This window comes from Pseudomonas trivialis (assembly GCF_036864995.1).
In the GTDB taxonomy this organism is placed as follows: domain Bacteria; phylum Pseudomonadota; class Gammaproteobacteria; order Pseudomonadales; family Pseudomonadaceae; genus Aquipseudomonas; species Aquipseudomonas trivialis.
Genome location: NZ_CP142151.1, coordinates 1,435,618 through 1,458,459, shown reverse-complemented (window position 1 = coordinate 1,458,459; position 22,842 = coordinate 1,435,618). Strand labels below are relative to the sequence as shown.

Genomic DNA, 22,842 nt, shown 5'->3' with positions numbered 1-22,842 from the left:
AAGAGTTCAGAGTGTGCTGCATTTATCTGAACAACACCCGAACAACAATAGACGCTCCCCACATTTCGGCCGATCAGCCCTGTGCTGTGCCGTGAGCCGAAAAAGGATATTCATGAAGAAGCTGTGTTTGCTCGGCCTTGTTGCCACTCTGGCCAGTCATCCCGCCTGGGCAGAAACAAAGCCTGCGGTGCTCAAGGACAAGGACGCCTTCGTCAGTGACCTGCTCAGGCAGATGACCCTCGATGAAAAGATCGGCCAATTGCGCCTGATCAGCATCGGCCCGGAAATGCCCCGCGAGCTGATCCGCAAGGAAATCGCCGCCGGCCGCATCGGCGGCACGTTCAACTCCATCACCCGCGCGGAAAACCGTCCGATGCAGGACGCGGCCATGCACAGCCGCCTGAAGATCCCGATGTTCTTCGCCTACGACGTGATCCACGGCCACCGTACCATTTTCCCGATCAGCCTGGCCCTGGCCTCCAGCTGGGACATGGACGCCATCGGCCGCTCCGGGCGCATCGCCGCCCAGGAAGCCGCCGCCGACAGCCTCGACATCACCTTTGCGCCGATGGTCGATATCTCCCGCGACCCGCGCTGGGGCCGCACCTCCGAAGGCTTCGGTGAAGACACCTACCTGACTTCGCGCATTGCCGGCGTGATGGTCAACGCCTTCCAGGGCACAAGCCCGGCCAATGCCGACAGCCTTATGGCCAGCGTCAAGCACTTCGCCCTGTACGGCGCGGTGGAAGGCGGGCGCGATTACAACGTGGTCGACATGAGCCCGGTCAAGATGTACCAGGACTACCTGCCGCCCTATCACGCGGCGATCAAGGCCGGTGCCGGCAGCGTGATGGTGGCGCTCAACTCGATCAACGGCGTGCCCGCCACCGCCAACACCTGGCTGATGAACGACCTGCTGCGCAAGGACTGGGGCTTCAAGGGCCTGGCCGTGAGCGACCACGGCGCGATCTTCGAACTGATCAAGCACGGCGTGGCCAAGGACGGGCGTGAAGCTGCCAAGCTTGCGATCAAGGCAGGCATCGACATGAGCATGAACGACTCGCTCTACGCCAAGGAACTGCCGGGGCTGCTCAAGTCCGGCGAGATCGAGCAGAGCGACATCGACAACGCCGTGCGCGAAGTGCTCGCCGCCAAATACGACATGGGCCTGTTCAAGGACCCGTACCTGCGCATCGGCAAGGCCGAGGACGACCCGGCCGACACTTACGCCGAAAGCCGCCTGCACCGCAGCGATGCGCGCGATATCGCGCGCCGCAGCCTGGTGCTGCTGAAAAACCAGAACGACACCCTGCCGCTGAAAAAATCCGCCACCATCGCCCTGGTGGGCCCGCTGGTCAAGGCGCCGATCGACATGATGGGCAGTTGGGCCGCCGCCGGCAAACCCGAGCAATCGGTGACTTTGCTCGACGGCATGAACGCGGTGATCGGCGAAAAAGGCAAGATCATCTACGCCCGTGGCGCCAACATCACCAACGACAAGGCCGTGGTCGACTACCTCAACTTCCTCAACTTCGATGCCCCGGAAGTGGTGGATGACGCCCGCCCGGCCCAGGAAATGATCGACGAAGCGGTCAAGGCCGCCAAAGATGCTGATGTAGTGGTCGCCGCCGTGGGCGAGTCCCGTGGCATGTCCCACGAATCGTCCAGCCGCACCGACCTGAACATCCCGCAAAGCCAGCGCGACCTGATCAAGGCACTCAAGGCCACTGGCAAGCCACTGGTGCTGGTGCTGATGAACGGCCGTCCACTGTCGATCGTCGACGAGAACAAGCAAGCCGACGCGATTCTGGAAACCTGGTTCGCCGGCACCGAAGGCGGTCATGCAATTGCCGACGTGCTGTTCGGTGACTACAACCCGTCGGGCAAGCTGCCGATCACGTTCCCGCGCTCGGTGGGGCAGATCCCGACCTACTACAACCACCTGAGCGTCGGCCGGCCGTTCACCCCGGGCAAGCCGGGCAACTACACCTCGCAGTATTTCGATGACACCACCGGCCCCTTGTTTCCGTTCGGCTATGGCCTGAGCTACACGCGGTTCACCCTGTCGGACATGGCGCTGTCGTCCACCACCCTGAACAAGACCGGCAAGCTCGACGCCAGCGTCACGGTGAAGAACACCGGCAAGGTGGATGGCGAAACGGTGGTGCAGCTGTATATCCAGGACGTGGCCGGCTCGATGATCCGTCCGGTCAAGGAGCTGAAAAACTTCCAGAAAATCATGCTCAAGGCGGGTGAAGAACGCACCTTGCACTTCACCATCACCGAGGAAGACTTGAAGTTCTATAACACCCAACTGAAATTCGCCGCCGAGCCGGGCGAGTTCAATGTGCAGATCGGCCTGGATTCCCAGGACGTGCAGCAGCAGACCTTCGAGTTGTTGTAATACGTGCAGCCCCCTCTTACTTGAAGAGGGGGCTTGCGCGCTGACACGTATCCCCTGCAAAAAAGTCACTTTCGCTCTGCGCTCCAAGCCTAACCCTACATCAATGCCCCCGCCCGTTCGCACACGCTGTCAGCCCATTTTTATGTGCAAGTGTGCGAACTATGTCATCTACGATTCGCCCTCGAGCGACCGCTGAAAAACCGCCTGCTCAACCATCGTTCAAACGAAATGCCATCACCCTCTGTGTGCTCGGCTGCCTGTGGGGTACGCCCGTTGTCGCGGCGAACTACACCGAGCAGGGACGCCTGCATGACGCCGCCAGTTGACGCAGTGACGAGTTCAAGAGTAACTGGGGGTTGGGTGCAGTCGGTGCAGACTTCGCCTATGCACGGGGTTTGAGTGGCGCGGGGGTTCAAATAGGGGTTTACGACTCTGGAACTGACCTGCGCCATAGCGAGTTTGCCGGGAAGCCGAATATTGGCGTGCTTATGGCTGACAACGGCTGCCTGAGTGGGGCCTCGCTGGAAAATGGCTGCTTCTACGCCGAAGGCGATCGTGCTGCTGTAACCGTTATCGACTCATTGCCACCCGAAGCATTGGCGACCCTTGAAGAACTGATTGCCGACGGCAACCTTACCCGAGAGCAACTTGATGAATATCTCGGGCTGGTAAGTGCTACATACGATGCACACGGCACTCACGTTGCCGGCACAGCAACTGCCAATCGTGACGGCTCCGGGGTTCAGGGTGTGGCTTACGGGGCCAACCTGAGTGCAGTGCGCAAGTTCGGCAATACCTATCTGGGAGGCCCCATTGCCATAACAGATATTTTGAGAGCCCCTCTTCCGACAGCTGCAGCGGTAGACGCCGCCTATGTCGATTTGCACAGACAGAATGCGCGCGTCGTCAACCATAGCTGGGGGAGCCCATTTTCCCCTGCGAATGAAGCAGAGCTGGACATTGCATTAAGCAATACCGGAACCCCCGTTTATGCAGAACTCAAGGCCATAGCCGACAACGCCAGCAAGTATGGGATGCTGCACGTCTGGTCAGCAGGCAACCTGACCACCGCAAACGCCTCTCCTCAAACAGCGCCAAATGCCGGACTGCAGCCCAACCTGCCACGTGCCATTGCAGAGTTGGAGCCCTATTGGTTGACCGTCGTCAACTTGAACAGAGAGCTGACCTTGGGCGATTTTTCCAAGCGCTGCGGCTTCAGCAAAGACTGGTGCCTGGCCGCGCCCGGAACGGACATCAACTCGTCCTGGGTCAGCGGTGCAATACAAACACAGAACCACTTGGACCAGAACGGTGATATCGACGGCTTCACAGTAACGGGTGATCAACCTGAATTAGGTTATGCGGTGAGTTCCGGCACCTCCATGGCCGCCCCCCACGTCACCGGCGGCCTGGCCCTGCTGATGGAACGCTTCCCCTACCTCGACAACCCGCAAATCCGCGACGTATTGCTGACCACCGCCACCGACCTCGGTGACCCAGGTGTCGACGACGTCTACGGCTGGGGCCTGATGAACCTGAAAAAAGCCATCGACGGTCCCGGCCAGATGCGCGTCGACACCGTGGTCAACATGGACCGCCCGGCTGGCGGTGCAATCGTCTGGCAAGGCGGCGCCTGGGACGATTGGCGCAACGATATCAGCGGCCCCGGACGCCTGGAAAAAACCGGTATCGGCTGGCTGCGCCTGAGTGGCAATAACAGCTTTGCCGGCGTCACGCTCAAGCAGGGCATTCTGGAGCTGGACGGCACCAATAATCTCAAGGGTGACGTCAATGTCGACGGCGGCACGTTGCGCCTCAACGGTTCCCTGGCGGTTGAGGGTAACTACCGACAAGCTGACGGTTCAACCTTGATGACCAGGCTGGTGGCCCCGACCGCGCCGGCGACACTGCAGGTGAGCAATCAGGCGTCGATCAACGGCGGCACGCTGTACCTGAGCGCCCAACCCAACAGCTATTACCTCGGCCAGCGCTACAGCATCCTGCAGGCCAACGCCGCCTTGAGCGGCGAGTTTGCAGTGATTGACCGACGTGAGTTTTCGCCGTTCCTCAGCGTGTCCCAGGTCAGGCAAGCCAATGCCCTGCTGGTGGAATTCGGACGTGGCCGCGCATTGGCTTCGGCAGCCGAAACGCCCAACCAGCGGGCCGTCGCCAATGCCGCCGACAGCGACGCACTGACCTCGCCACTGGCACAACGCCTGACCGCACTGTTCCCCGACCAGGCACCCTCAGCCCTGGATCAGTTGAGCGGCGAACTGCATGCCAGCACCCAGGCAGTGCTGATCGAAAACAGCCGCGTATTGCGCCAGGCAGTGTTCGACCGTCAGCGCCTCGCGCCAGACCATCGCTCAGCCGGGCCCAACGCGACCCAACGCGGCGTGTGGGTGCAAATGCCTCGCCAGTCCGGCCAGCTTGGTGGCGACAGCGGCACCTCGCGTGCAGCCCACAGCACCACGGGCCTGCTGGTCGGCTTCGATCATCAGTTGGAACAGGGCACCCGCCTGGGCATAGTGGCAGGCAGCAGCAGCACCGACGTGAAGGCTGGCTCGCGGGGCAAGGCCAGTGTCGACAGCTACCAGTTGGGCCTGCACGCCGGCCACACCTGGGACGCGTTCGGCCTGTATGGCGGCATCGCTTACGCCCGGCATGAGATTGAGACCAAACGCCGCGTCAGCTTCCCCGGCGTAGAGGATCGCCTGTCTGCCAAATACGCCAGCCGCACCCTGCAGACCTTTGCCGAAGCCAACTACCGGTTCAGCCATGACGCCTGGGATTGGCAGCCGTACGTGCAACTGGCCAATGTGCAACAGCGCAGCGAAGGCTTCACCGAGAGCAGCGGCATCGCGGCACTGCGCGGTAAAGCCTCGAAAGACAGTGTTAACCTGACCACCGGCGGTGTGCGGGTCAACCTCGACCTGGGCAAGGCGCAGATCGGGCCGTCGTGGCTGAGCCTGCGCGGCGGCCTGGCCTACACCCGCGCCAGCGGCGACCTGCAACCCACCGCCAGGGCGGCCTGGGATGGCGGGCGGGTGATGAGTGTCAGCGGCGCACCGCTGGACCGCCAGAGCACCCGACTGGAACTGGGCGCCACCGCGCGTCTGAGCCGTGACAGTGCCCTGGATCTGAGCTTCAACCAGCAACGCGGTGAACGCTCGCGGGACCAGAGCATCACGGCGCAGTATTCGCTGCAGTTTTAAGCGGTTTCAGGCGGGGGCTTACCCCCGCCGATCCAACAGATTGACCACCAGCCGGTCGATCCAGCCCCACACCCGCTGCTTCACCCGCCGCCATAACGGCCGCGCTTTCCAGGCCTCCAGACTGACCGCCTGACTCTGGGCAAAATCGCGTTCGAAACTGCTCACCACGGCCTGCGTCAATGCCGGGTCCAACGCTTCCAGATTGGCTTCCAGGTTGAAGCGCAAATTCCAGTGATCAAAGTTGCATGAGCCAATGCTCACCCAATCGTCCACCAGCACCATCTTCAGGTGCAGGAAGCACGGCTGGTACTCAAAAATCTGCACGCCTGCGCGCAGCAGACGCGGGTAGTAGCGATGTCCGGCATAACGTACCGAGGGGTGATCGGTGCGCGGGCCGGTGAGCAACAGGCGCACATCCACCCCGCGCCCGGCTGCGCGGCGCAAGGCTCGGCGCACGCTCCAGGTCGGCAGAAAATACGGCGTGGCCAGCCAGATACGTCGCTGGCTGCTGTTCAAGGCGCGGATCAGCGACTGCAGGATATCGCGATGCTGACGGGCGTCGGCATAGGCGACGCGACCAAGGCCCGCGCCGATCGCCGGCACCTTGGGCAGGCGTGGCAAACCGAAATGGGTCGCCGGCTTCCACGCTCGACGCGCCGCGTTGGCGTGCCATTGACGGTCGAACAGCGCCTGCCAATCCAGCACCAGCGGGCCGTTGATCTGCACCATCACTTCATGCCAGTCGGCGCTGTCCTGCCCTGGCGTCCAGAATTCATCGGTGACGCCCGTGCCGCCGACCACGGCGGTTGCCTGGTCGATCAGCAGCAGCTTGCGGTGGTCGCGGTACAGGTTGCGCACCCAGCGGCGCCAGCTCAAGCGATTGTAGAACCGCAGTTGCACTCCCGCGTCGGTCAAGCGCTTGCGCAGCTCGAGGGTGAACGCCAGGCTGCCGTAATCGTCGAACAGGCAGCGCACCCGCACGCCGCGTTCGGCAGCGTGCACCAGCGCCTGCACCATCGCTTCGGCACACGCCCCCGCCTCCACCAGGTACAGCTCCAGGTCAACCTGATGCTCGGCGCGGGCGATGCCCACCAGCATCTGCGGGAAAAAACACGGTCCGTCGATCAACAACTCAAAACGGTTGGCGCTGCGCCACGGGAACACCGCGCCACTCACGTCAGCGCGCCGTGAAAATCAGCACCGCACCCACCGGCACCGACAAACTGATCGACTTGAGCCCCGCCACCTTGCGCAGCGCAGCCACGCCAGGCATCAGGTCAAAATCCTCGGCATGCAGCACTACCGGCTCCAGAGTCACCACCTGAAAGCGCCGATCATCCAGGCGCGTGGCCAGCAGCTCGGCGCTGTAAGTCTGGACCTTGCCATGCAGGGTGACGCTTATCGGCAGGCGCAGCTCGATTTGCGCCCCCGGCGCCAGATCGTTGATCGGCTGCAGATTGATCTGCGCATTGATCAGCGCTTCGGGGAACGTCTTGATCTCAAACAGCTCGTTGCGCATGCGCTCATCACGCAGCGGGATGGCACTGTTGACCGACTCCAGCTCCACTTGCAACTGCGCCGCGCCCTTGCCGTCGACCTTGCCATGCAGCACCAGAAAGCGCTGCACTTCGGCGATCTCGGTGTTTTTTGTGGTGACGAAAGACAGGCGCGAGGATTCGTTATCGAGGTACCAGGCGGCGTGCGCGGGCAAGGCGGCGCAGGCCAGCAGGAAGAAGGCCAAGGGTTTGACAGAGAACATAGCGACTCATGTGGCAAAAAACCTGCACGAACCTTAAGCGCAATGTCATGACCTGCGCAAATCCATTGTCTCAGGGAGTCAGGCGACAGCCCTGGCGTTCGCCCAACCACCGTGCACTGTGCGTGCGCCCCAACCCACTCGCCGTCACCTCACTGCGCTCGGGGTTGTCACGAAACGCGCTGGTGGGCACGTATTGTTTCACGTAGCCCCGGCAATATTCCGCAGGGTTATTCGCCACATAGCGGCACGAGCAATATTCCTTGGCGGTGTAGGCCGCAATGATGTCGGGGAAGGCTTGCAGATTGACGCGCTCATGCCACACCCAGCCAAGCAGGACGAGCAGCAGCAAGGCAAAGAGGCTGAGAATCGGATGACGACGGATCATGGCTGCACCGCCGCGAGCACGCGCTTGAGCAGTTCGTTGTGGCCGTACGTGCCGTCGCGGTCGTCACCGTAGCGCACGATCACCAGGTGTTCGTCGGGCAGGACGAACAGCGCCTGGCCCCAGTGGCCCAGTGCGGCGAAGGTATCGGCGGGGGCGTCGGGCCAGGGCCGTGGCGTGCCCTGGTTGAGCCACCACTGACCGCCCGGTACGGCTTCATCCTGCCCGGCCTTATAGCCGTCGAACGGCTTGCGGTTGAAAGCCACCCAGTCCTTGGGCAGCAGCTGTTCATCGCCCCAACGACCCTCGCGCGCCATCAGCAGGCCGACCCGCGCCAGATCGCGGGCGGTGAGGTAGGCATAGGAGGAGGCAACGAAGGTTTCATCGGCGTCGGTTTCCCAGGTGGCCGAGCGAATGCCCAGCGGCTCGAACAGCGCATCCCACGGGTAACTCACGTACGCCTTGTGGCCGAGCATGCCCCTGAGCGCGGCAGAGAGGATATTGCTGTCGCCGCTGGAGTAACGAAAGGCCTTGCCGGGCGCCACAGTGGCATCGGTGTCGGCGGCGAACTCGGCCATGTCGCCATGGCCACGGGTGTAGAGCATCGCCACCACCGAGGACTTCAGCGGCGCGTATTCGTAGTCTTCCTGCCAGTCCAGGCCCGAGGCCCAGTGCAGCAAATCGGCCATGGTCACCTTGGGGTGCTGTTTCATCGGCGGGTAAAAACGTGCGGCGGGGTCGCTCAGTTTGAAGCGATTTTGCCCGTAGGCCACGCCGAGCACCGTGGCCATCAGGCTCTTGCTGATGGACCAGGTCAGGTGTGGCGTGCTGGCGCTGGTGGGCGCGGCGTAGCGTTCATAGACGATCTGGCCATCGCGGATCACCAGCAGCGCGTCGGTGCGAACGCCCTGACGGGTCGCGTCGTCGCGCGCAGGAAACGCGTAGGCATCCAGTGCCTCGACAGCGGGCCCGGCCAACGGCTCACCTCTGGCCCACTCCTTGCCGGGCCAGGTTTCTGCGTGGGCGGCAGCGGAAACTAACAGCAGGGCAACACACAACAGGCCTCTGACCATGGACGCAGACTCAAGGGGGCATTCAAGCCCGCGAGGCTAGCCCAGGCCCATGACAGTTTGGCGACACGGGGCGTGTCACCCAACCGTCACCGTAGTTTCATGGAGATGACACCGAGCCTACATAGCCTGAGTTTGGACAAACAAGTCGACCGGCCGAAACGTGGCTGGCACTCGGAGATTCGCCATGACTCAGATCGCCCGCATCAGCGACACCGGCAATGAACGCCGTCTGCAAGCCGAACGCCTGGTTGGCGCACAGGCTTTGCAGGAAGCACAGGCCCTGCGGTTCAACGTGTTCAGCGGCGAATTCAACGCCAAGCTGAAAGGCGCGGAACTGGGCCTGGACATGGATGACTATGATGTTCACTGCAGCCACATCGGCGTGCGGGATTTGAACAGTGGTCGATTGGTCGCCACCACCCGCCTGCTCGATCACCAGGCCGCCAGCACCCTGGGCCGGTTCTACAGTGAAGAAGAATTCAGTCTGCATGGCCTGCTGCACCTGCAAGGTCCGATCCTGGAAATCGGTCGTACCTGCGTCGACCCGGCTTACCGCAACGGCGGCACCATCGCCGTGCTCTGGGGCGAGTTGGCCGAAGTGCTCAACCAGGGCGGCTATAGCTACCTGATGGGCTGCGCGAGTATTCCAATGCACGACGGCGGCATCCAGGCCCACGCCATCATGCAGCGCCTGCGCGAACGCTACCTGTGCAACGAGCACTTGCGCGCCGAACCGAAAAAACCGTTGCCGGCGCTGGACCTGCCGTCCAACGTCATCGCCGAAATGCCGCCGCTGCTCAAGGCCTACATGCGCCTGGGCGCAAAAATCTGCGGCGAGCCGTGCTGGGATGAAGACTTCCAGGTGGCCGACGTGTTCATCCTGCTCAAGCGCGACAACCTCTGCCCGCGTTACGCGCGCCACTTCAAGGCGGCTGTGTAATGGGCCGCCTGCGGGTGTACGGGCGCATTGCCCGGGTGCTGCTGGTGGTGGCGCTGGGCTTGAGCATGGCCAGTGTGTTTGGCCTGTTCGAGCGCCTGGGCGTGGCCAACTCGATGGTGCGGCGCCAGCGTTGGTCGCGGTTCTTCATGGCACGCTTGAGCAATGCCCTGCCCTTTCGCGTGACGGTGCACGGTGAGCTGCCGCGCACGCCGATGCTGTGGGTGAGCAATCACGTGTCCTGGACCGATATTCCGCTGCTGGGCATGGTCACGCCACTGTCGTTTCTGTCCAAGGCCGAGGTGCGCACCTGGCCGGTGGCGGGCTGGCTGGCAGCCAAGGCCGGGAGCCTGTTTATTCGTCGGGGCTCGGGCGACAGTCAGTTGATTCGCAAACAGATGACCCGTCATCTCGAGCAACAGCACCCACTGCTGATGTTCCCCGAAGGCACCACCACCGACGGGCGCAGCCTGCGCACGTTCCACGGGCGCCTGCTGGCCAGTGCGATCGATGCCGACGTGTCGCTGCAACCGGTGGCGATTCGTTACCTGCGCGACGGCCAGGTCGACCCGCTGGCACCGTTCATTGGCGATGATGATCTGCTGTCGCACCTGATGCGCCTGTTTGCCAATGATCAGGGCGATGTCGAGATTCATGTGCTCAAGCCGATTGCCTGCGCCGGGCAGGAACGCGCGGCACTGGCGTTCCAGGCGCAGCAGGCGGTGCAGAAGGCGTTGTTCGGGCCGTTGCCGGAGGCTGAGCACGTGGAGGCGCGACCTGCTTATGCTGCCTGAAGCGGGCACGGTCAAAAATGTGGGAAGGGGCTTGCCCCCGATGGCGGCGTGTCAGTCACTGCATGTGCTGGCTGAACCCTTGCTATCGGGGGCAAGCCCCTCCCACATTTAGTCTTGTGTTGTCAGTTGAGACTGTGCGAACACCTGCAATTCAGGGTAGAAGCGCCGGAAGTCGTCACTCAACGGTTCGTATAACGTGCGCAACTCCTGCATGGCATGGCTCAGCTCTTCGGGCTGCGTCAGCCGCCGCGAAATCCCGCGCAATACCTGGTCCATCACCGCAAACTCGCGGTAAGAACCCAACCAGTCATCCGCTGCCATCCAGGGCGCAATCTGCGCCAGCCGCCCCGGCAGTTGCGGTTCAGCCGCCAGCACGCGGTACACCTGGGCAGTAAAATGCTCCAGCGGCTGGTCGGCATACAACGCCCAGTCCCGCGCCAGGCAGTGATCGAAAAACACATCAAGGACGATCCCGGCATAACGCCTGCGCGTGAGGCTGAAGCGCGACAACGCCTCCCCTATTAACGGATGGCTGTCGGTGAAACGGTCGATGGAACGATGCAGCTGGATCGCCGCTTCGATTTGCGGACTGTACTGGCCCTGCAGGCGGCCTTTGACAAAATCGCCATAGAGGCTGCCCAGCAGTTGCGCAGGAAGTTGGCCGCCCAGGTGCAGATGTGCGAGATAATTCATGGCGCGCAGTCTAGCACTGCCGTCAACGTATCGTTATAACCCGATATACCGATTTGAGCTGATCTCAGAGCAAAATCATATTGGCATATCGGGTTATAACGATTTAAGGTTCGCCTCATCGCGATATAACGCTGCACGACACCGAGCACCTGCCATGTCCATCGACCTCGACGAAATAATAAAAGCCCTGGCGCACCCAGTACGACGAGACATCCTCACCTGGCTCAAAGACCCGAAAGTGCAGTTCCCCGAGCAATTGCACAACCACGAATACGGCATCTGTGCCGGGCAGATCGACCAGCGCTGCGGCTTGTCCCAGTCGACCGTGTCGGCCCACCTGGCCACCTTGCAACGGGCGGGTTTGATCAGCAGCCAGAAGGCCGGGCAGTGGCACTTTTTCAAACGCAACGAGGAAGTGATCCAGGCTTTCCTCACGGCGCTCATCGCTGAACTCAGCGCAGCGCACTAACCAAGGACACCCCAATGCCCCTCTCGCTACTCATCCTGGCCCTGAGCGCCTTCGCCATCGGCACCACCGAATTCGTCATCATGGGCCTGCTGCCCGATGTGGCGGCGGACCTTGGCGTGTCGATCCCGGGCGCCGGCTGGCTGGTGACCGGCTACGCCCTCGGCGTGGCCATCGGCGCACCGTTCATGGCGCTGGCCACCGCCAAACTGCCACGCAAGGCGGCGCTGGTGGTGTTGATGGGCATTTTCATCGTCGGCAACCTGCTCTGCGCCCTGGCCAGCGACTACAACGTGCTGATGTTCGCCAGGGTGGTCACGGCGCTGTGCCACGGCGCGTTCTTCGGCATCGGTTCGGTGGTGGCGGCCAATCTGGTGCCGGCCAACAAGCGCGCTTCGGCGGTGGCCCTGATGTTTACCGGCCTGACCCTGGCCAACGTGCTCGGCGTGCCGCTGGGCACGGCGCTGGGCCAGCAGGCCGGCTGGCGCTCGACCTTCTGGGCGGTGACGGTAATTGGTGTGGTGGCACTGATCGGCCTCATCCGCTTCCTGCCGGGCAAGCATGACGAAGAAAAACTCGACATGCGTGCCGAACTGGCCGCCCTCAAGGGCGCCGGCATCTGGTTGTCGCTGAGCATGACCGCGCTGTTCGCCGCCTCCATGTTCACCCTCTTTACCTACGTTGCCCCGTTGCTCGGCGACGTTACCGGTGTCTCGCCCCACGGCGTGACCTGGACCCTGCTGCTGATCGGCCTGGGCCTGACCCTGGGCAACATCATCGGCGGCAAGCTGGCGGACAAGCGTCTGGCGGCCACCCTGATCGGCGTATTCATCAGCATGGCGGTGATCTCCACGGCGCTGACCTGGACCAGCGTCGCGCTGATCCCCACCGAAATCACCCTGTTCCTGTGGGCCACCGCCTCATTTGCCGCGGTACCCGCGCTGCAGATCAACGTGGTGACGTTTGGCAAGGCGGCGCCAAACCTGGTGTCCACCCTCAACATCGGCGCTTTCAACATTGGCAACGCCCTGGGCGCCTGGGTCGGCGGCAGCGTGATCGCCCACGGCTTCGGCCTCACCAGCGTGCCCCTCGCGGCCGCAGCCCTGGCGATCCTCGCGCTGCTGGTGACTCTGCTGACTTTCCGTCAGAGCGGCGATGCCGACCTGGCCCCTGCGACGCATTGATCCACTTGAACAGACTGATCCACTTAAACAGAAAGGTACTTTTCCGATGACGACTATTTTCGATCCGATCAAACTGGGCGACCTGGAACTGTCGAACCGCATCATCATGGCGCCGCTGACCCGCTGCCGCGCCGATGAAGGCCGTGTGCCCAATGCGATGATGGCTGAGTACTACGTGCAACGCGCCTCCGCCGGGCTGATCCTCAGCGAAGCGACGTCAGTGGCACCGATGGGCGTGGGTTACCCGGACACGCCAGGCATCTGGTCCAACGATCAGGTACGCGGCTGGGCCAATGTGACCAATGCGATTCACGGCGCGGGCGGCAAGATCTTCCTGCAACTGTGGCACGTCGGCCGCATCTCCCATCCGTCCTACCTGAACGGCGAAGCCCCGGTGGCGCCGAGCGCCGTGCAGGCGGCGGGCCACGTCAGCCTGGTGCGTCCACTGGCCGACTACCCGACTCCGCGCGCCCTGGAAACCGCTGAAATCGCCGACATCGTCGACGCCTACCGCACCGGCGCCGAGAACGCCAAGGCCGCAGGCTTTGACGGCGTCGAGATCCACGGCGCCAACGGCTACCTGCTCGACCAGTTCCTGCAGAGCAGCACCAACCAGCGCACCGACCAGTACGGCGGCTCCCTGGAAAACCGCGCGCGCCTGCTGCTGGAAGTGACCGACGCGGCCATCGACGTGTGGGGCGCCGGCCGCGTGGGCGTGCACCTGGCACCACGCGCCGACGCCCACGACATGGGCGACGACAACCCTGCCGAGACCTTTACCTATGTGGCCCGCGAATTGGGCAAGCGTGGCATCGCGTTCATCTGCTCCCGCGAAAAGGAAGCCGGCGACAGCCTCGGCCCGCGCCTGAAGGAAGCCTTCCGCGGTGTGTACATCGCCAACGAACGCTTCACTAAAGAGAGCGCCAATGCCTGGCTGGCGTCGGGCAAGGCCGACGCGGTGGCGTTCGGCGTTCCGTTCATCGCCAACCCGGACCTGCCGGCGCGCCTGAAAACCGACGCACCGCTGAACGAAGCGCACCCGGAAACCTTCTACGCCAAGGGCCCGGTCGGCTATATCGATTACCCAACACTGGCGCTGTAACCAAATAGGAGGGGGCTTGCTTGCGATAGCCGTGTGCCAGTCAGCTGATTTACTGACGGGTATACCGCTATCGGGAGCAAGCCCCCTTCCACATTTTTAAACCTGATGTGTCCCTTTGGAAACATTGCTTCACAGAACCGAAACAATAACGCTACAAAATACTTAGCCGGCTACCTATCAACTGCGCGCCAGCCCGTATATAACGTCACCCCACGAATCAGGCAAAGGGACGATTGACCGCTCCTGCGCTTTACTGTTGACACAACCTGATGCAATTACGCATTTTGTCTCAATTGCGCAGGCTGGGGCTCAGGCGCAGCATGTCCAGCCCTGCATCGACCCAACGCTCGGCGTCCTGATGCAGTTGAAAACTGTCGGGCACCAGCAACCATTGACCGATCAAGCCGTGAATGTAGGCGTGGATACACACCGCGCCGCGCATTGTGTCGAGGTTTTCCGGGAGTTGCCCGCGATGCACCGCATTACGCAATGTGAGCCCGATGCGCAGGTTGCATTCGAGCGTGTGCGTCTGGCGCTGGCGGCGCATGTCGCACATCTCATCGGTGAACTCGCACTTATGAAACAGGATCTCGTTGATACGCCGGGTTTTCGGGTCCAGAGCCACTTGATGATAAAGACGAATCAGCAACTTGCGCATGCAGCCCAATGGGTCAAGTTCATCCTCGCTTTCACTGGCCCGGGCCAAGTCATCCAGGGGTTCGTGCAACGTGTCGAGCAGCGCCTGCAGCAGGTCGGACTTGTTGCTGAAATGCCAGTAGATGGCGCCCCGCGTGACACCCGCCAGCGAGGCGATATCCGCCAGCGTGGTGCGCGCCACGCCTCGCTCGTAAAAAGCGTGCTCGGCGGCGTCGAGAATCTGGCTGCGCGTTTCCTGAGCTTCCTCTTTGGTGCGACGAACCATGGCAGTAAAACCTCAATCAGGACACTTCAGACTATCGTTAACGCGCGGTTAATAGGCGGGAACGATCATCCGTATATTTTTGGGACGACGCCGTCATGGGCACCGAACGTAATGAAATCGAGGCTTCGCACGTTGCTTTGTCAACATTCCACGAAGCCTGTCAAGAGTTTACAAACAACCATGAACGTAAGTATATTGCGTAGCAAGCTACTTATCCACTCACTTGTTTTCCACCCTTCCACACTTCTTGTGCGCACTCAGCGCGCCTGACCCGAGGATCTTCATGCAACTTAAGCCAGCTGTTACCGCTCTGGTCACTGCCGTCGCCCTGGCATCGCTGCTCAGCGGATGTAAAAAGGAAGAAGCGGCACCGCCCGCTCAAACCCCTCAGGTCGGCGTAGTCACTATTCAACCGCAAGCCTTCACCTTGACCACCGAACTGCCAGGCCGCACCACGGCCTACCGCATCGCGGAAGTTCGGCCACAGGTCAACGGCATCATTCTCAAGCGCCTGTTCAAGGAAGGCGCAGACGTGAAGGAAGGCCAGCAGCTTTATCAGATCGACCCGTCGGTGTATGAGGCCACGCTGAAAAGCGCCCAGGTCAAGCTGACCCAGACCCAGTCGATCACCGACCGCTACAAGCAGTTGGTCGATGAGCAAGCGGTCAGCCGCCAGGAATACGACACTGCCCTGGCTAACCGCATGACCGCCGAAGCCGATATGCAAACCGCGCAGATCAACGTGCGCTACACCAAGGTGCTGGCGCCGATCTCCGGGCGCATTGGCCGTTCCGCTGTCACCGAAGGCGCACTGGTCAGCAACGGCCAGGCCGATGCCATGGCGGTGATCCAGCAACTGGACCCGATCTACGTCGACGTGACCCAGTCTTCGGCCGAAATGCTGAAACTGCGCCGCGACCTGGAAAGCGGCCAGCTGGAAAAAGCCGGCGCCAACGCTGCCAAGGTCAAGCTGACCCTCGAAGACGGCAGCGACTATGGTCATGACGGCAAGCTGGAATTCTCCGAAGTGTCGGTCGACCAGACCACCGGTTCGGTCACCCTGCGCGCAGTCTTCCCCAACCCTGACCACACCCTGCTGCCCGGCATGTTCGTGCACGCCCAGTTGCAGGCCGGTGTGAACAGCAAGGCCATCCTCGCCCCGCAGCAAGGCGTGACCCGTGACCTCAAGGGCATCCCGACCGCGCTGATCGTGAACAAGGACAACAAGGTCGAGCAACGCACCCTGGTCGCCAACCGCACCGCCGGCGCCTACTGGCTGGTGGAAAAAGGCCTCGACGCCGGTGACCGTGTAATCACCGAAGGCCTGCAGTACGTCAAGCCGGGTGCCGAGGTGAAGGTCAAGGAGGCTGACAACGCCAAGCCTGCCGGCGCTGCCGCTCCTGCTGCCGCAGCCGGCAAAGGGGAGTAATCCATGTCGAAATTTTTTATCGACCGTCCCATTTTCGCCTGGGTGATCGCCCTGGTGATCATGCTGGTCGGGGCACTCTCGATCCTGAAACTGCCCATCAACCAGTACCCGGCCATCGCGCCAACTGCCATCGACATCCAGGTGACTTACCCAGGCGCGTCCGCACAAACCGTGCAGGACACCGTGGTGCAGGTGATCGAGCAACAGCTCAACGGTATCGACAACCTGCGCTATGTGGCCTCGGACAGTAACTCCGACGGCAGCATGACCATCACCGCGACGTTCAACCAGGGTACCAACCCGGACATCGCCCAGGTGCAGGTGCAGAACAAGCTGAACCTGGCGACCCCATTGCTGCCGCAGGAAGTGCAGCAGCAGGGTATCCGCGTGACCAAGTCGGTGAAGAACTTCCTGATGGTAATCGGTCTGGTGTCCGAAGACGGCAGCATGACCAAGGACGACCTCTCCAACTACATCGTGTCCAACATCCAGGACCCGATTTCGCGTACCTCGGGCGTCGGTGACTTTCAGGTGTTCGGCTCGCAGTACGCGATGCGCATCTGGCTGGACCCGGCCAAGCTGAACAACTTCCAGCTCACGCCGGTTGACGTCAGCAGCGCCATCGCCGCGCAGAACGTGCAGGTGGCCACCGGCCAACTGGGCGGCCTGCCTGCCCTGCCCGGCACCCAGCTGAACGCAACGATCATCGGCAAGACCCGTCTGCAAACTGCCGAGCAGTTCGGCAATATCCTGATGAAGGTAAATGCCGACGGCTCCCAGGTGCGCCTGCATGACGTGGCCCGCATCGAACTGGGCGGCCAGAACTACAGCATCAGTGCGCAGTTCAACGGCAATCCGGCATCCGGCATGGCGATCAAGCTCGCCTCGGGCGCCAACGCCCTGGACACCGCCAAGGCCATCCGCGCCACGGTGGCGTCGCTGGAACCATTCTTCCCGCCAGGCATGAAGGCAGTGGTGCCGTATGACACCACGCCAGTGGTCACCGAATCGATCTCCGGTGTCGTACACACCCTGATCGAAGCGATCGTGCTGGTGTTCCTGGTGATGTTCCTGTTCCTGCAGAACTTCCGCGCCACCATCATCACCACCATGACCGTACCGGTGGTATTGCTGGGCACCTTCGGCATCCTCGCGGCGTTCGGTTTCACCATCAACACCCTGACCATGTTCGGCATGATCCTGGCCATCGGCCTGCTGGTGGACGATGCCATCGTGGTGGTGGAAAACGTCGAGCGGGTGATGGCCGAGGAGCACCTGTCGCCCAAGGAGGCGACGGTCAAGTCCATGGGCCAGATCCAGGGCGCCCTGGTGGGTATTGCCCTGGTGCTCTCGGCGGTACTGTTGCCGATGGCGTTCTTCGGCGGCTCCACCGGTGTGATCTACAAACAGTTCTCCATCACCATCGTCTCGGCCATGGCGCTGTCGGTACTGGTTGCACTGATCTTCACCCCGGCGCTGTGCGCCACCATGCTCAAGCCGATCGACCCCGAAAAACACGGCCAACCCAAGCGAGGTTTCTTCGGCTGGTTCAACCGCACCTTCGACCGCGGCGTACTGAGCTACGAGCGCGGCGTGGGCAACATGATCAAGCACAAGATTCCGGCGTTCCTGGTGTACCTGCTGATCTTCGCCGGCATGATCTGGCTGTTCATGCGCATCCCCGCCGCGTTCCTGCCCGACGAAGACCAGGGCGTGATCTTTGCCCAGGTGCAGACCCCGGTCGGCTCCAGCGCTGAACGCACGCAAAAAGTCATCGACGACATGCGTATCTACCTGCTCAACAACAAGGAAGGCGAGCCGGGCGAAGGCAAGGGCGTGAAATCGGTGTTTACCGTGAACGGCTTCAACTTCGCCGGTCGCGGCCAGAGTTCGGGCCTGGCCTTCGTGATGCTCAAACCGTGGGATGAGCGTGACGATTCCACCTCGGTGTTCGAGATCGCCAAGCGCGCCCAGGGTTACTTCATGCAGACGTTCCAGGACGCCATGGTGTTTGCCATCGTGCCGCCGTCGGTACTGGAGCTGGGTAACGCCACCGGTTTCGACGTGTTCCTGCAGGACCAGGGTGGTGTCGGCCATGAGAAATTGATGGCGGCACGCAACCAGTTCCTCGGCATGGTCGCCCAGAGCAAGATCCTCGCCGGTGTGCGCCCCAACGGCGTGAACGATGAGCCGCAGTACGAGCTCACCGTCGACGACGAGAAGGCCAGTGCCCAGGGGATCACGCTGTCGAACATCAACCAGACCCTGGCGATTGCCCTGGGTGGCAGCTACGTCAACGACTTCATCGACCGTGGCCGTGTGAAGAAGGTGTACGTACAAGGTGAAGCGGCCAGCCGCATGTCGCCTGAAGACCTGAACAAATGGTACGTGCGCAGCGACTCCGGGAAGATGGTGCCGTTGTCGGCCATCGCCTCGGGCAAGTGGATCTACGGCTCGCCGAAACTGTCGCGCTATAACGGCGTGGCGGCGATGGAAATCCTCGGCACCCCGGCACCGGGCTACAGCACGGGTGACGCGATGACCGAGGTCGAGCGCATCGCCAAGCAATTGCCGGCCGGCATCGGCTACGCATGGACGGGCCTGTCGTACGAAGAACGCTTGTCCGGCTCGCAGGCGCCTGCGCTGTACGCGCTGTCGCTGCTGGTGGTGTTCCTGTGCCTGGCGGCGCTGTACGAAAGCTGGTCGATCCCGATAGCGGTGGTACTCGTGGTGCCGCTGGGTGTGGTGGGGGCGTTGATCGCCACCAGCATGCGCGGCTTGTCCAACGACGTGTTCTTCCAGGTGGGCTTGCTGGTGACGGTGGGCCTGGCGGCGAAAAACGCCATCCTGATCGTGGAGTTCGCCAAGGAACTCCACGAACAGGGCAAGGGCATCGTCGAGGCGGCCATCGAGGCCTCCCGCATGCGTCTGCGCCCGATCATCATGACCTCCATGGCGTTCATCCTCGGCGTACTGCCGCTGGCGATCTCCTCGGGCGCAGGTTCAGGCAGCCAACATGCCATCGGAACCGGCGTGATCGGCGGTATGATCACCGCCACCGTGCTGGCGATATTCTGGGTGCCACTGTTCTTCGCAACCGTGTCGGCCATCGGCAAGCGCAAAAAGACTGAAACCACGCACACTCCTAACGAGGCTGGCCAATGAGCAAGTCGCTACTTTCCCTAGCCGTCACCGCCTTCGTGCTTAGTGGCTGCTCGCTGATACCTGACTATCAGCGCCCCGAAGCGCCGGTGGCCGCGCAGTACCCGCAGGGGCCGGCGTATTCGTCGGCCCAGGCGCCGGGCCAGGCAGCTGCCGAACAGGGCTGGAAGCAGTTTTTCCACGACCCTGCCCTGCAGCAACTGATCCAGACCGCCCTGGTGAACAACCGCGACCTGCGCGTTGCGGCGCTGAACATCGACGCGTATGCCGCGCAGTACCGCATCCAGCGTGCCGACCTGTTCCCGGCCGTGTCGGCCAACGGTGCCGGCAGCCGCCAGCGCACCCCGGCACGCATGTCGCAGACCGGTCAATCGGGCATCACCAGCCAGTACTCGGCCACCCTCGGGATCAGCTCCTACGAGCTGGACTTGTTCGGCCGTGTGCGCAGCCTGAGTGAAGAGGCCCTGCAAAAGTACTTCGCCACCGAAGAAGCACGGCGCAGCACGCAGATCAGCCTGGTGGCCAGCGTGGCCAACGCCTACCTGACCTGGCAGGCCGACAAGGAACTGCTCAAGCTCACCCAGGACACTCTGGGCGCGTTCGAACAGAGCTTCAAGCTCACCTCGCGCAGCAGCGAAGTCGGCGTGGCCTCGGCCCTCGACCTCAGCCAGGCGCGCACTTCTGTGGAAAACGCCCGAGTGCAACTGGCACGCTACACGCGCCAGGTGGCCCAGGACGAAAACAGCCTGACCCTGCTGCTGGGCACCGGCCTGCCGGCGAATATCGCCAGCAAGCCACTGTCCGATGACCTGCTCGCCGAAGTGCCGGCCGGGTTGCCCTCGGACCTGCTGCAACGACGTCCCGACATCGTACAGGCCGAGTACAACCTCAAGGCGGCCAACGCCAATATCGGCGCAGCCCGCGCGGCGTTCTTCCCGAGCATCAGCCTGACGGCCAACGCCGGCACCCTGAGCCCGGACCTGGGCGGCCTGTTCAAGGGCGGCTCGGGCACCTGGTCGTTTGCCCCGCAGATCAACATCCCGATCTTCAATGCCGGCAGCCTGCGCGCCAGCCTGGACTACTCGAAGATCCAGAAAGAAATCAACGTGGCCAACTACGAGAAGGCCATTCAGACCGGCTTCCAGGAAGTGTCCGACGGCCTCGCCGCGCGTGAGACCTACAAGCAGCAACTGGACGCCCAGCGCGGCTTCGTCGCGGCCAACCAGGATTACTACCGCCTGGCCGAACGTCGCTACCGCATTGGCGTGGACAGCAACCTGACCTTCCTCGACGCCCAGCGCCAGCTGTTCAGTGCCCAGCAGTCGCTGATCACCGACCGCCTGGCGCAGCTCACCAGCGAGGTCAACCTGTACAAGGCCCTCGGCGGTGGCTGGAACGCGCAGACTGCGCAGAACGAGCCCGTGAAAGAAGAAGCACCGAAGTTGAAGTTGTTCTGACCGTCCGGGTGTAATCAAAAACCGCTTCCGTCATCGGAAGCGGTTTTTTTATGCTCGGAATTTGCTGGCGGTAACCCCGTCGTCTTGCGCTCCCTTCAACCTTTCGGGGTAAAATCTGTCACAGATTCTTACAGACCACAGAGGGAGCTTGTCGTAATGATCGTAGGAATCGACCTGGGCACGACCAATAGCCTCGCCGCCGTCTGGCGCGGCGATGCTACCGAACTGGTACCCAACGCCCTTGGCCAATTGCTGACCCCCAGCGTAGTCGGGCTCGATGACCAGGGTCGCGTGCTGGTCGGCCAGGCCGCCAAAGAGCGCCTGCATACTCACCCGCACCTGACCACATCGCTGTTCAAGCGCTACATGGGCAGTGCCACCGAAGTACGCTTGGGTGACCGCACCTTTCGACCCGAAGAGCTTTCGGCGCTGGTGCTCAAAAGCCTCAAGGAAGACATCGAGCGCAGCTACGGTGAGGCTGTCACCGACGCGGTGATCAGCGTGCCCGCCTACTTCAGCGACGGCCAGCGCAAAGCCACGCGCATTGCCGGGGAGTTGGCGGGCCTCAACGTTGAAAAACTGATCAACGAACCTACCGCTGCCGCCCTCGCTTACGGCCTGCACCAGCGCGACAAGGAAACCTCGTTCCTGGTGTTCGACCTCGGGGGTGGGACTTTCGACGTGTCGATCATCGAGCTGTTTGACGGTGTGATGGAAGTGCGCGCCAGCGCCGGTGACAACTTTTTGGGCGGCGAGGACTTCGACACCCTGTTGCTGGACCACTTTGTCGACAGCCAGCGCAATGCCGAGGATTTCCCGCCCACCGGCAGCGTGCTGCAAGCCCTGCGCCGTGAAGCCGAGCGTGTGCGCAAAGCCCTGGGCCAGGACGACAGCGCCGAGTTCGCCCTGCGCGTCGATGGCCGGCAATGGGTAAAAACCATCACCCAGGCCGAACTTGCCAAACTCTACGCACCGCTGCTGGAACGCCTGCGCGCGCCGATTGAACGCGCCCTGCGCGACGCACGCATTCGCGTGGGTGACCTGGATGAGATTCTGCTGGTCGGCGGCACCACGCGCATGCCACTGGTGCGCAAACTCGCCGCTGGGCTGTTCGGGCGTTTCCCTTCCATCAGCCTTGATCCGGACCAGGTGGTCGCCCACGGCGCGGCGATCCAGGCAGCACTCAAGGCACGTTCGGCGGCCCTCGAAGAAGTGGTGCTGACTGACGTATGCCCTTACACCCTGGGCATCGAGACGGCCAACCAATATGGCAGCCACATCGAGAACGGCCATTATCTGCCGCTGATCGAACGCAACAGCAGCGTGCCAGTGAGTCGGGTCAAAAGCGTGTTTACGCTCGCCGACGACCAGACTCGCGTGCTGCTGAAAATCTATCAGGGCGAAAGCCGCCTGGTGAAAGACAATATCGAGCTGGGCCAGCTGGAAATTCCGGTGCCCAAGCGCAAGGCGGGCGAAGTCTCGCTGGACGTGCGCTTTACCTACGACAACAACGGGTTGCTCGAAGCCCAGGTGAACATCCCGCTCACCGGTGAACAGCATTCGCTGGTGATCGAGAACAACCCCGGTGTGCTCAGCCCGCAAGAGATCCAGCAACGCCTGCAGGCGCTGGCCTTGTTGAAGATTCACCCACGCGACCAGCAGGTCAATACCGTGCTCACCGCCCGCCTCGAACGTCTCTATCAGGAAAGCCTCGGCGAGCTGCGTGAGCAACTGGGGCACTGGGCAGCGCAGTTCCAGCAGGTGCTCGACAGTCAGGACGAACGCAGCATCCGAGAGGCTCGCAGCGAACTGACCCGTCAACTTGAACAGCTCGATAACGGGTTCTGGCGCTGAGGAAGATTG

The 22,842-nt window shown here is 62.4% G+C and carries 17 protein-coding genes; 11 read left to right on the top strand and 6 right to left on the bottom strand.

Annotated features, from left to right (window positions below):
• The first annotated feature begins 112 nt into the window (after positions 1–112).
• Positions 113–2,404: a beta-glucosidase BglX gene (bglX, locus tag VRB54_RS06400; RefSeq protein WP_338479996.1), complete on the top strand. Its 2,292-nt coding sequence runs from the start codon at positions 113–115 to the stop codon at positions 2,402–2,404.
• A gap of 356 nt (positions 2,405–2,760) precedes the next feature.
• The gene (locus VRB54_RS06395) at positions 2,761–5,619 is read left to right on the top strand and encodes an autotransporter outer membrane beta-barrel domain-containing protein (RefSeq protein WP_338479995.1); all 2,859 of its coding nucleotides are present in this window, start codon (positions 2,761–2,763) and stop codon (positions 5,617–5,619) included.
• An 18-nt stretch (positions 5,620–5,637) separates the two neighbouring features.
• Here VRB54_RS06395 and VRB54_RS06390 read toward each other — a convergent pair whose 3' ends face one another.
• The 4 genes from VRB54_RS06390 to VRB54_RS06375 all read right to left on the bottom strand — a co-directional run bounded on the left by VRB54_RS06390 (position 5,638) and on the right by VRB54_RS06375 (position 8,833).
• Positions 5,638–6,795: a phosphatidylserine/phosphatidylglycerophosphate/cardiolipin synthase family protein gene (locus VRB54_RS06390; RefSeq protein ID WP_338479994.1), complete on the bottom strand. Its 1,158-nt coding sequence runs from the start codon at positions 6,793–6,795 to the stop codon at positions 5,638–5,640.
• A 1-nt stretch (position 6,796) separates the two neighbouring features.
• Positions 6,797–7,378 carry a YceI family protein gene (locus VRB54_RS06385; RefSeq protein ID WP_338479993.1) on the bottom strand — a complete coding sequence of 194 codons (582 nt, stop codon included), beginning with the start codon at positions 7,376–7,378 and terminating at the stop codon, positions 6,797–6,799.
• 70 nt (positions 7,379–7,448) lie between these two features.
• The gene (locus tag VRB54_RS06380) at positions 7,449–7,763 is read right to left on the bottom strand and encodes an amidase (RefSeq protein WP_338479992.1); all 315 of its coding nucleotides are present in this window, start codon (positions 7,761–7,763) and stop codon (positions 7,449–7,451) included.
• On the bottom strand, positions 7,760–8,833 hold the full coding sequence (locus VRB54_RS06375) for a serine hydrolase (protein WP_338479991.1): 1,074 nt from the start codon (positions 8,831–8,833) through the stop codon (positions 7,760–7,762). The genes VRB54_RS06380 and VRB54_RS06375 overlap by 4 nt, the downstream gene beginning before the upstream one ends.
• A 184-nt stretch (positions 8,834–9,017) precedes the next feature.
• On the opposite strand from VRB54_RS06375, the gene olsB reads away from it, so the two are divergent.
• Together olsB and VRB54_RS06365 are read left to right on the top strand one after the other, a co-directional pair.
• Positions 9,018–9,773, top strand: a complete 756-nt coding sequence (gene olsB / locus VRB54_RS06370; RefSeq protein ID WP_003233840.1) for an L-ornithine N(alpha)-acyltransferase — start codon at positions 9,018–9,020, stop codon at positions 9,771–9,773.
• On the top strand, positions 9,773–10,564 hold the full coding sequence (locus VRB54_RS06365) for a lysophospholipid acyltransferase family protein (RefSeq protein ID WP_338479990.1): 792 nt from the start codon (positions 9,773–9,775) through the stop codon (positions 10,562–10,564). Before olsB ends, VRB54_RS06365 begins: the two co-directional genes overlap by 1 nt.
• Positions 10,565–10,672: 108 nt before the next feature.
• On the opposite strand, the gene VRB54_RS06360 is transcribed toward VRB54_RS06365, so the two are convergent.
• On the bottom strand, positions 10,673–11,257 hold the full coding sequence (locus VRB54_RS06360) for an ACP phosphodiesterase (protein ID WP_338479988.1): 585 nt from the start codon (positions 11,255–11,257) through the stop codon (positions 10,673–10,675).
• Between the two features lie 154 nt (positions 11,258–11,411).
• Between VRB54_RS06360 and VRB54_RS06355 the strand changes: the two genes are divergently transcribed.
• The 3 genes from VRB54_RS06355 to VRB54_RS06345 are packed head-to-tail and all read left to right on the top strand — an operon-like array spanning position 11,412 to position 14,009.
• Positions 11,412–11,726 carry an ArsR/SmtB family transcription factor gene (locus tag VRB54_RS06355; RefSeq protein WP_057007863.1) on the top strand — a complete coding sequence of 105 codons (315 nt, stop codon included), beginning with the start codon at positions 11,412–11,414 and terminating at the stop codon, positions 11,724–11,726.
• A gap of 14 nt (positions 11,727–11,740) precedes the next feature.
• Positions 11,741–12,907, top strand: a complete 1,167-nt coding sequence (locus VRB54_RS06350; RefSeq protein ID WP_338479987.1) for an MFS transporter — start codon at positions 11,741–11,743, stop codon at positions 12,905–12,907.
• A gap of 46 nt (positions 12,908–12,953) precedes the next feature.
• Complete coding sequence (locus VRB54_RS06345) at positions 12,954–14,009, top strand: alkene reductase (RefSeq protein ID WP_338479985.1); 1,056 nt, start codon at positions 12,954–12,956, stop codon at positions 14,007–14,009.
• Positions 14,010–14,298: 289 nt separating this feature from the next.
• On the opposite strand, the gene VRB54_RS06340 is transcribed toward VRB54_RS06345, so the two are convergent.
• Positions 14,299–14,931 carry a TetR family transcriptional regulator gene (locus VRB54_RS06340; RefSeq protein ID WP_338479984.1) on the bottom strand — a complete coding sequence of 211 codons (633 nt, stop codon included), beginning with the start codon at positions 14,929–14,931 and terminating at the stop codon, positions 14,299–14,301.
• Positions 14,932–15,214: 283 nt separating this feature from the next.
• On the opposite strand from VRB54_RS06340, the gene VRB54_RS06335 reads away from it, so the two are divergent.
• The 4 genes from VRB54_RS06335 (at position 15,215) to VRB54_RS06320 (ending at position 22,833) form a co-directional block, all read left to right on the top strand.
• Positions 15,215–16,360: an efflux RND transporter periplasmic adaptor subunit gene (locus VRB54_RS06335; protein WP_338479983.1), complete on the top strand. Its 1,146-nt coding sequence runs from the start codon at positions 15,215–15,217 to the stop codon at positions 16,358–16,360.
• A gap of 3 nt (positions 16,361–16,363) precedes the next feature.
• Complete coding sequence (locus tag VRB54_RS06330; RefSeq protein ID WP_338479982.1) at positions 16,364–19,525, top strand: efflux RND transporter permease subunit; 3,162 nt, start codon at positions 16,364–16,366, stop codon at positions 19,523–19,525.
• Positions 19,522–20,979 carry an AdeC/AdeK/OprM family multidrug efflux complex outer membrane factor gene (gene adeC, locus VRB54_RS06325; RefSeq protein ID WP_338479981.1) on the top strand — a complete coding sequence of 486 codons (1,458 nt, stop codon included), beginning with the start codon at positions 19,522–19,524 and terminating at the stop codon, positions 20,977–20,979. Before VRB54_RS06330 ends, adeC begins: the two co-directional genes overlap by 4 nt.
• Before the next feature lie 156 nt (positions 20,980–21,135).
• Positions 21,136–22,833 carry a molecular chaperone HscC gene (locus tag VRB54_RS06320; RefSeq protein WP_338479980.1) on the top strand — a complete coding sequence of 566 codons (1,698 nt, stop codon included), beginning with the start codon at positions 21,136–21,138 and terminating at the stop codon, positions 22,831–22,833.
• Positions 22,834–22,842 lie beyond the last annotated feature (9 nt).

Excerpts from the sequence above, each read along its gene's own strand:
- VRB54_RS06380 (WP_338479992.1), bottom strand. The coding sequence starts at position 7,763 with ATGATCCGTCGTCATCCGATTCTCAGCCTCTTTGCCTTGCTGCTGCTC.
- VRB54_RS06340 (WP_338479984.1), bottom strand. The coding sequence starts at position 14,931 with ATGGTTCGTCGCACCAAAGAGGAAGCTCAGGAAACGCGCAGCCAGATT.
- VRB54_RS06330 (WP_338479982.1), top strand. The coding sequence starts at position 16,364 with ATGTCGAAATTTTTTATCGACCGTCCCATTTTCGCCTGGGTGATCGCC.
- VRB54_RS06335 (WP_338479983.1), top strand. The coding sequence starts at position 15,215 with ATGCAACTTAAGCCAGCTGTTACCGCTCTGGTCACTGCCGTCGCCCTG.
- VRB54_RS06375 (WP_338479991.1), bottom strand. The coding sequence starts at position 8,833 with ATGGTCAGAGGCCTGTTGTGTGTTGCCCTGCTGTTAGTTTCCGCTGCC.
- VRB54_RS06360 (WP_338479988.1), bottom strand. The coding sequence starts at position 11,257 with ATGAATTATCTCGCACATCTGCACCTGGGCGGCCAACTTCCTGCGCAA.
- olsB (WP_003233840.1), top strand. The coding sequence starts at position 9,018 with ATGACTCAGATCGCCCGCATCAGCGACACCGGCAATGAACGCCGTCTG.
- VRB54_RS06345 (WP_338479985.1), top strand. The coding sequence starts at position 12,954 with ATGACGACTATTTTCGATCCGATCAAACTGGGCGACCTGGAACTGTCG.
- VRB54_RS06355 (WP_057007863.1), top strand. The coding sequence starts at position 11,412 with ATGTCCATCGACCTCGACGAAATAATAAAAGCCCTGGCGCACCCAGTA.
- VRB54_RS06320 (WP_338479980.1), top strand. The coding sequence starts at position 21,136 with ATGATCGTAGGAATCGACCTGGGCACGACCAATAGCCTCGCCGCCGTC.
- VRB54_RS06385 (WP_338479993.1), bottom strand. The coding sequence starts at position 7,378 with ATGTTCTCTGTCAAACCCTTGGCCTTCTTCCTGCTGGCCTGCGCCGCC.
- bglX (WP_338479996.1), top strand. The coding sequence starts at position 113 with ATGAAGAAGCTGTGTTTGCTCGGCCTTGTTGCCACTCTGGCCAGTCAT.
- adeC (WP_338479981.1), top strand. The coding sequence starts at position 19,522 with ATGAGCAAGTCGCTACTTTCCCTAGCCGTCACCGCCTTCGTGCTTAGT.
- VRB54_RS06350 (WP_338479987.1), top strand. The coding sequence starts at position 11,741 with ATGCCCCTCTCGCTACTCATCCTGGCCCTGAGCGCCTTCGCCATCGGC.
- VRB54_RS06365 (WP_338479990.1), top strand. The coding sequence starts at position 9,773 with ATGGGCCGCCTGCGGGTGTACGGGCGCATTGCCCGGGTGCTGCTGGTG.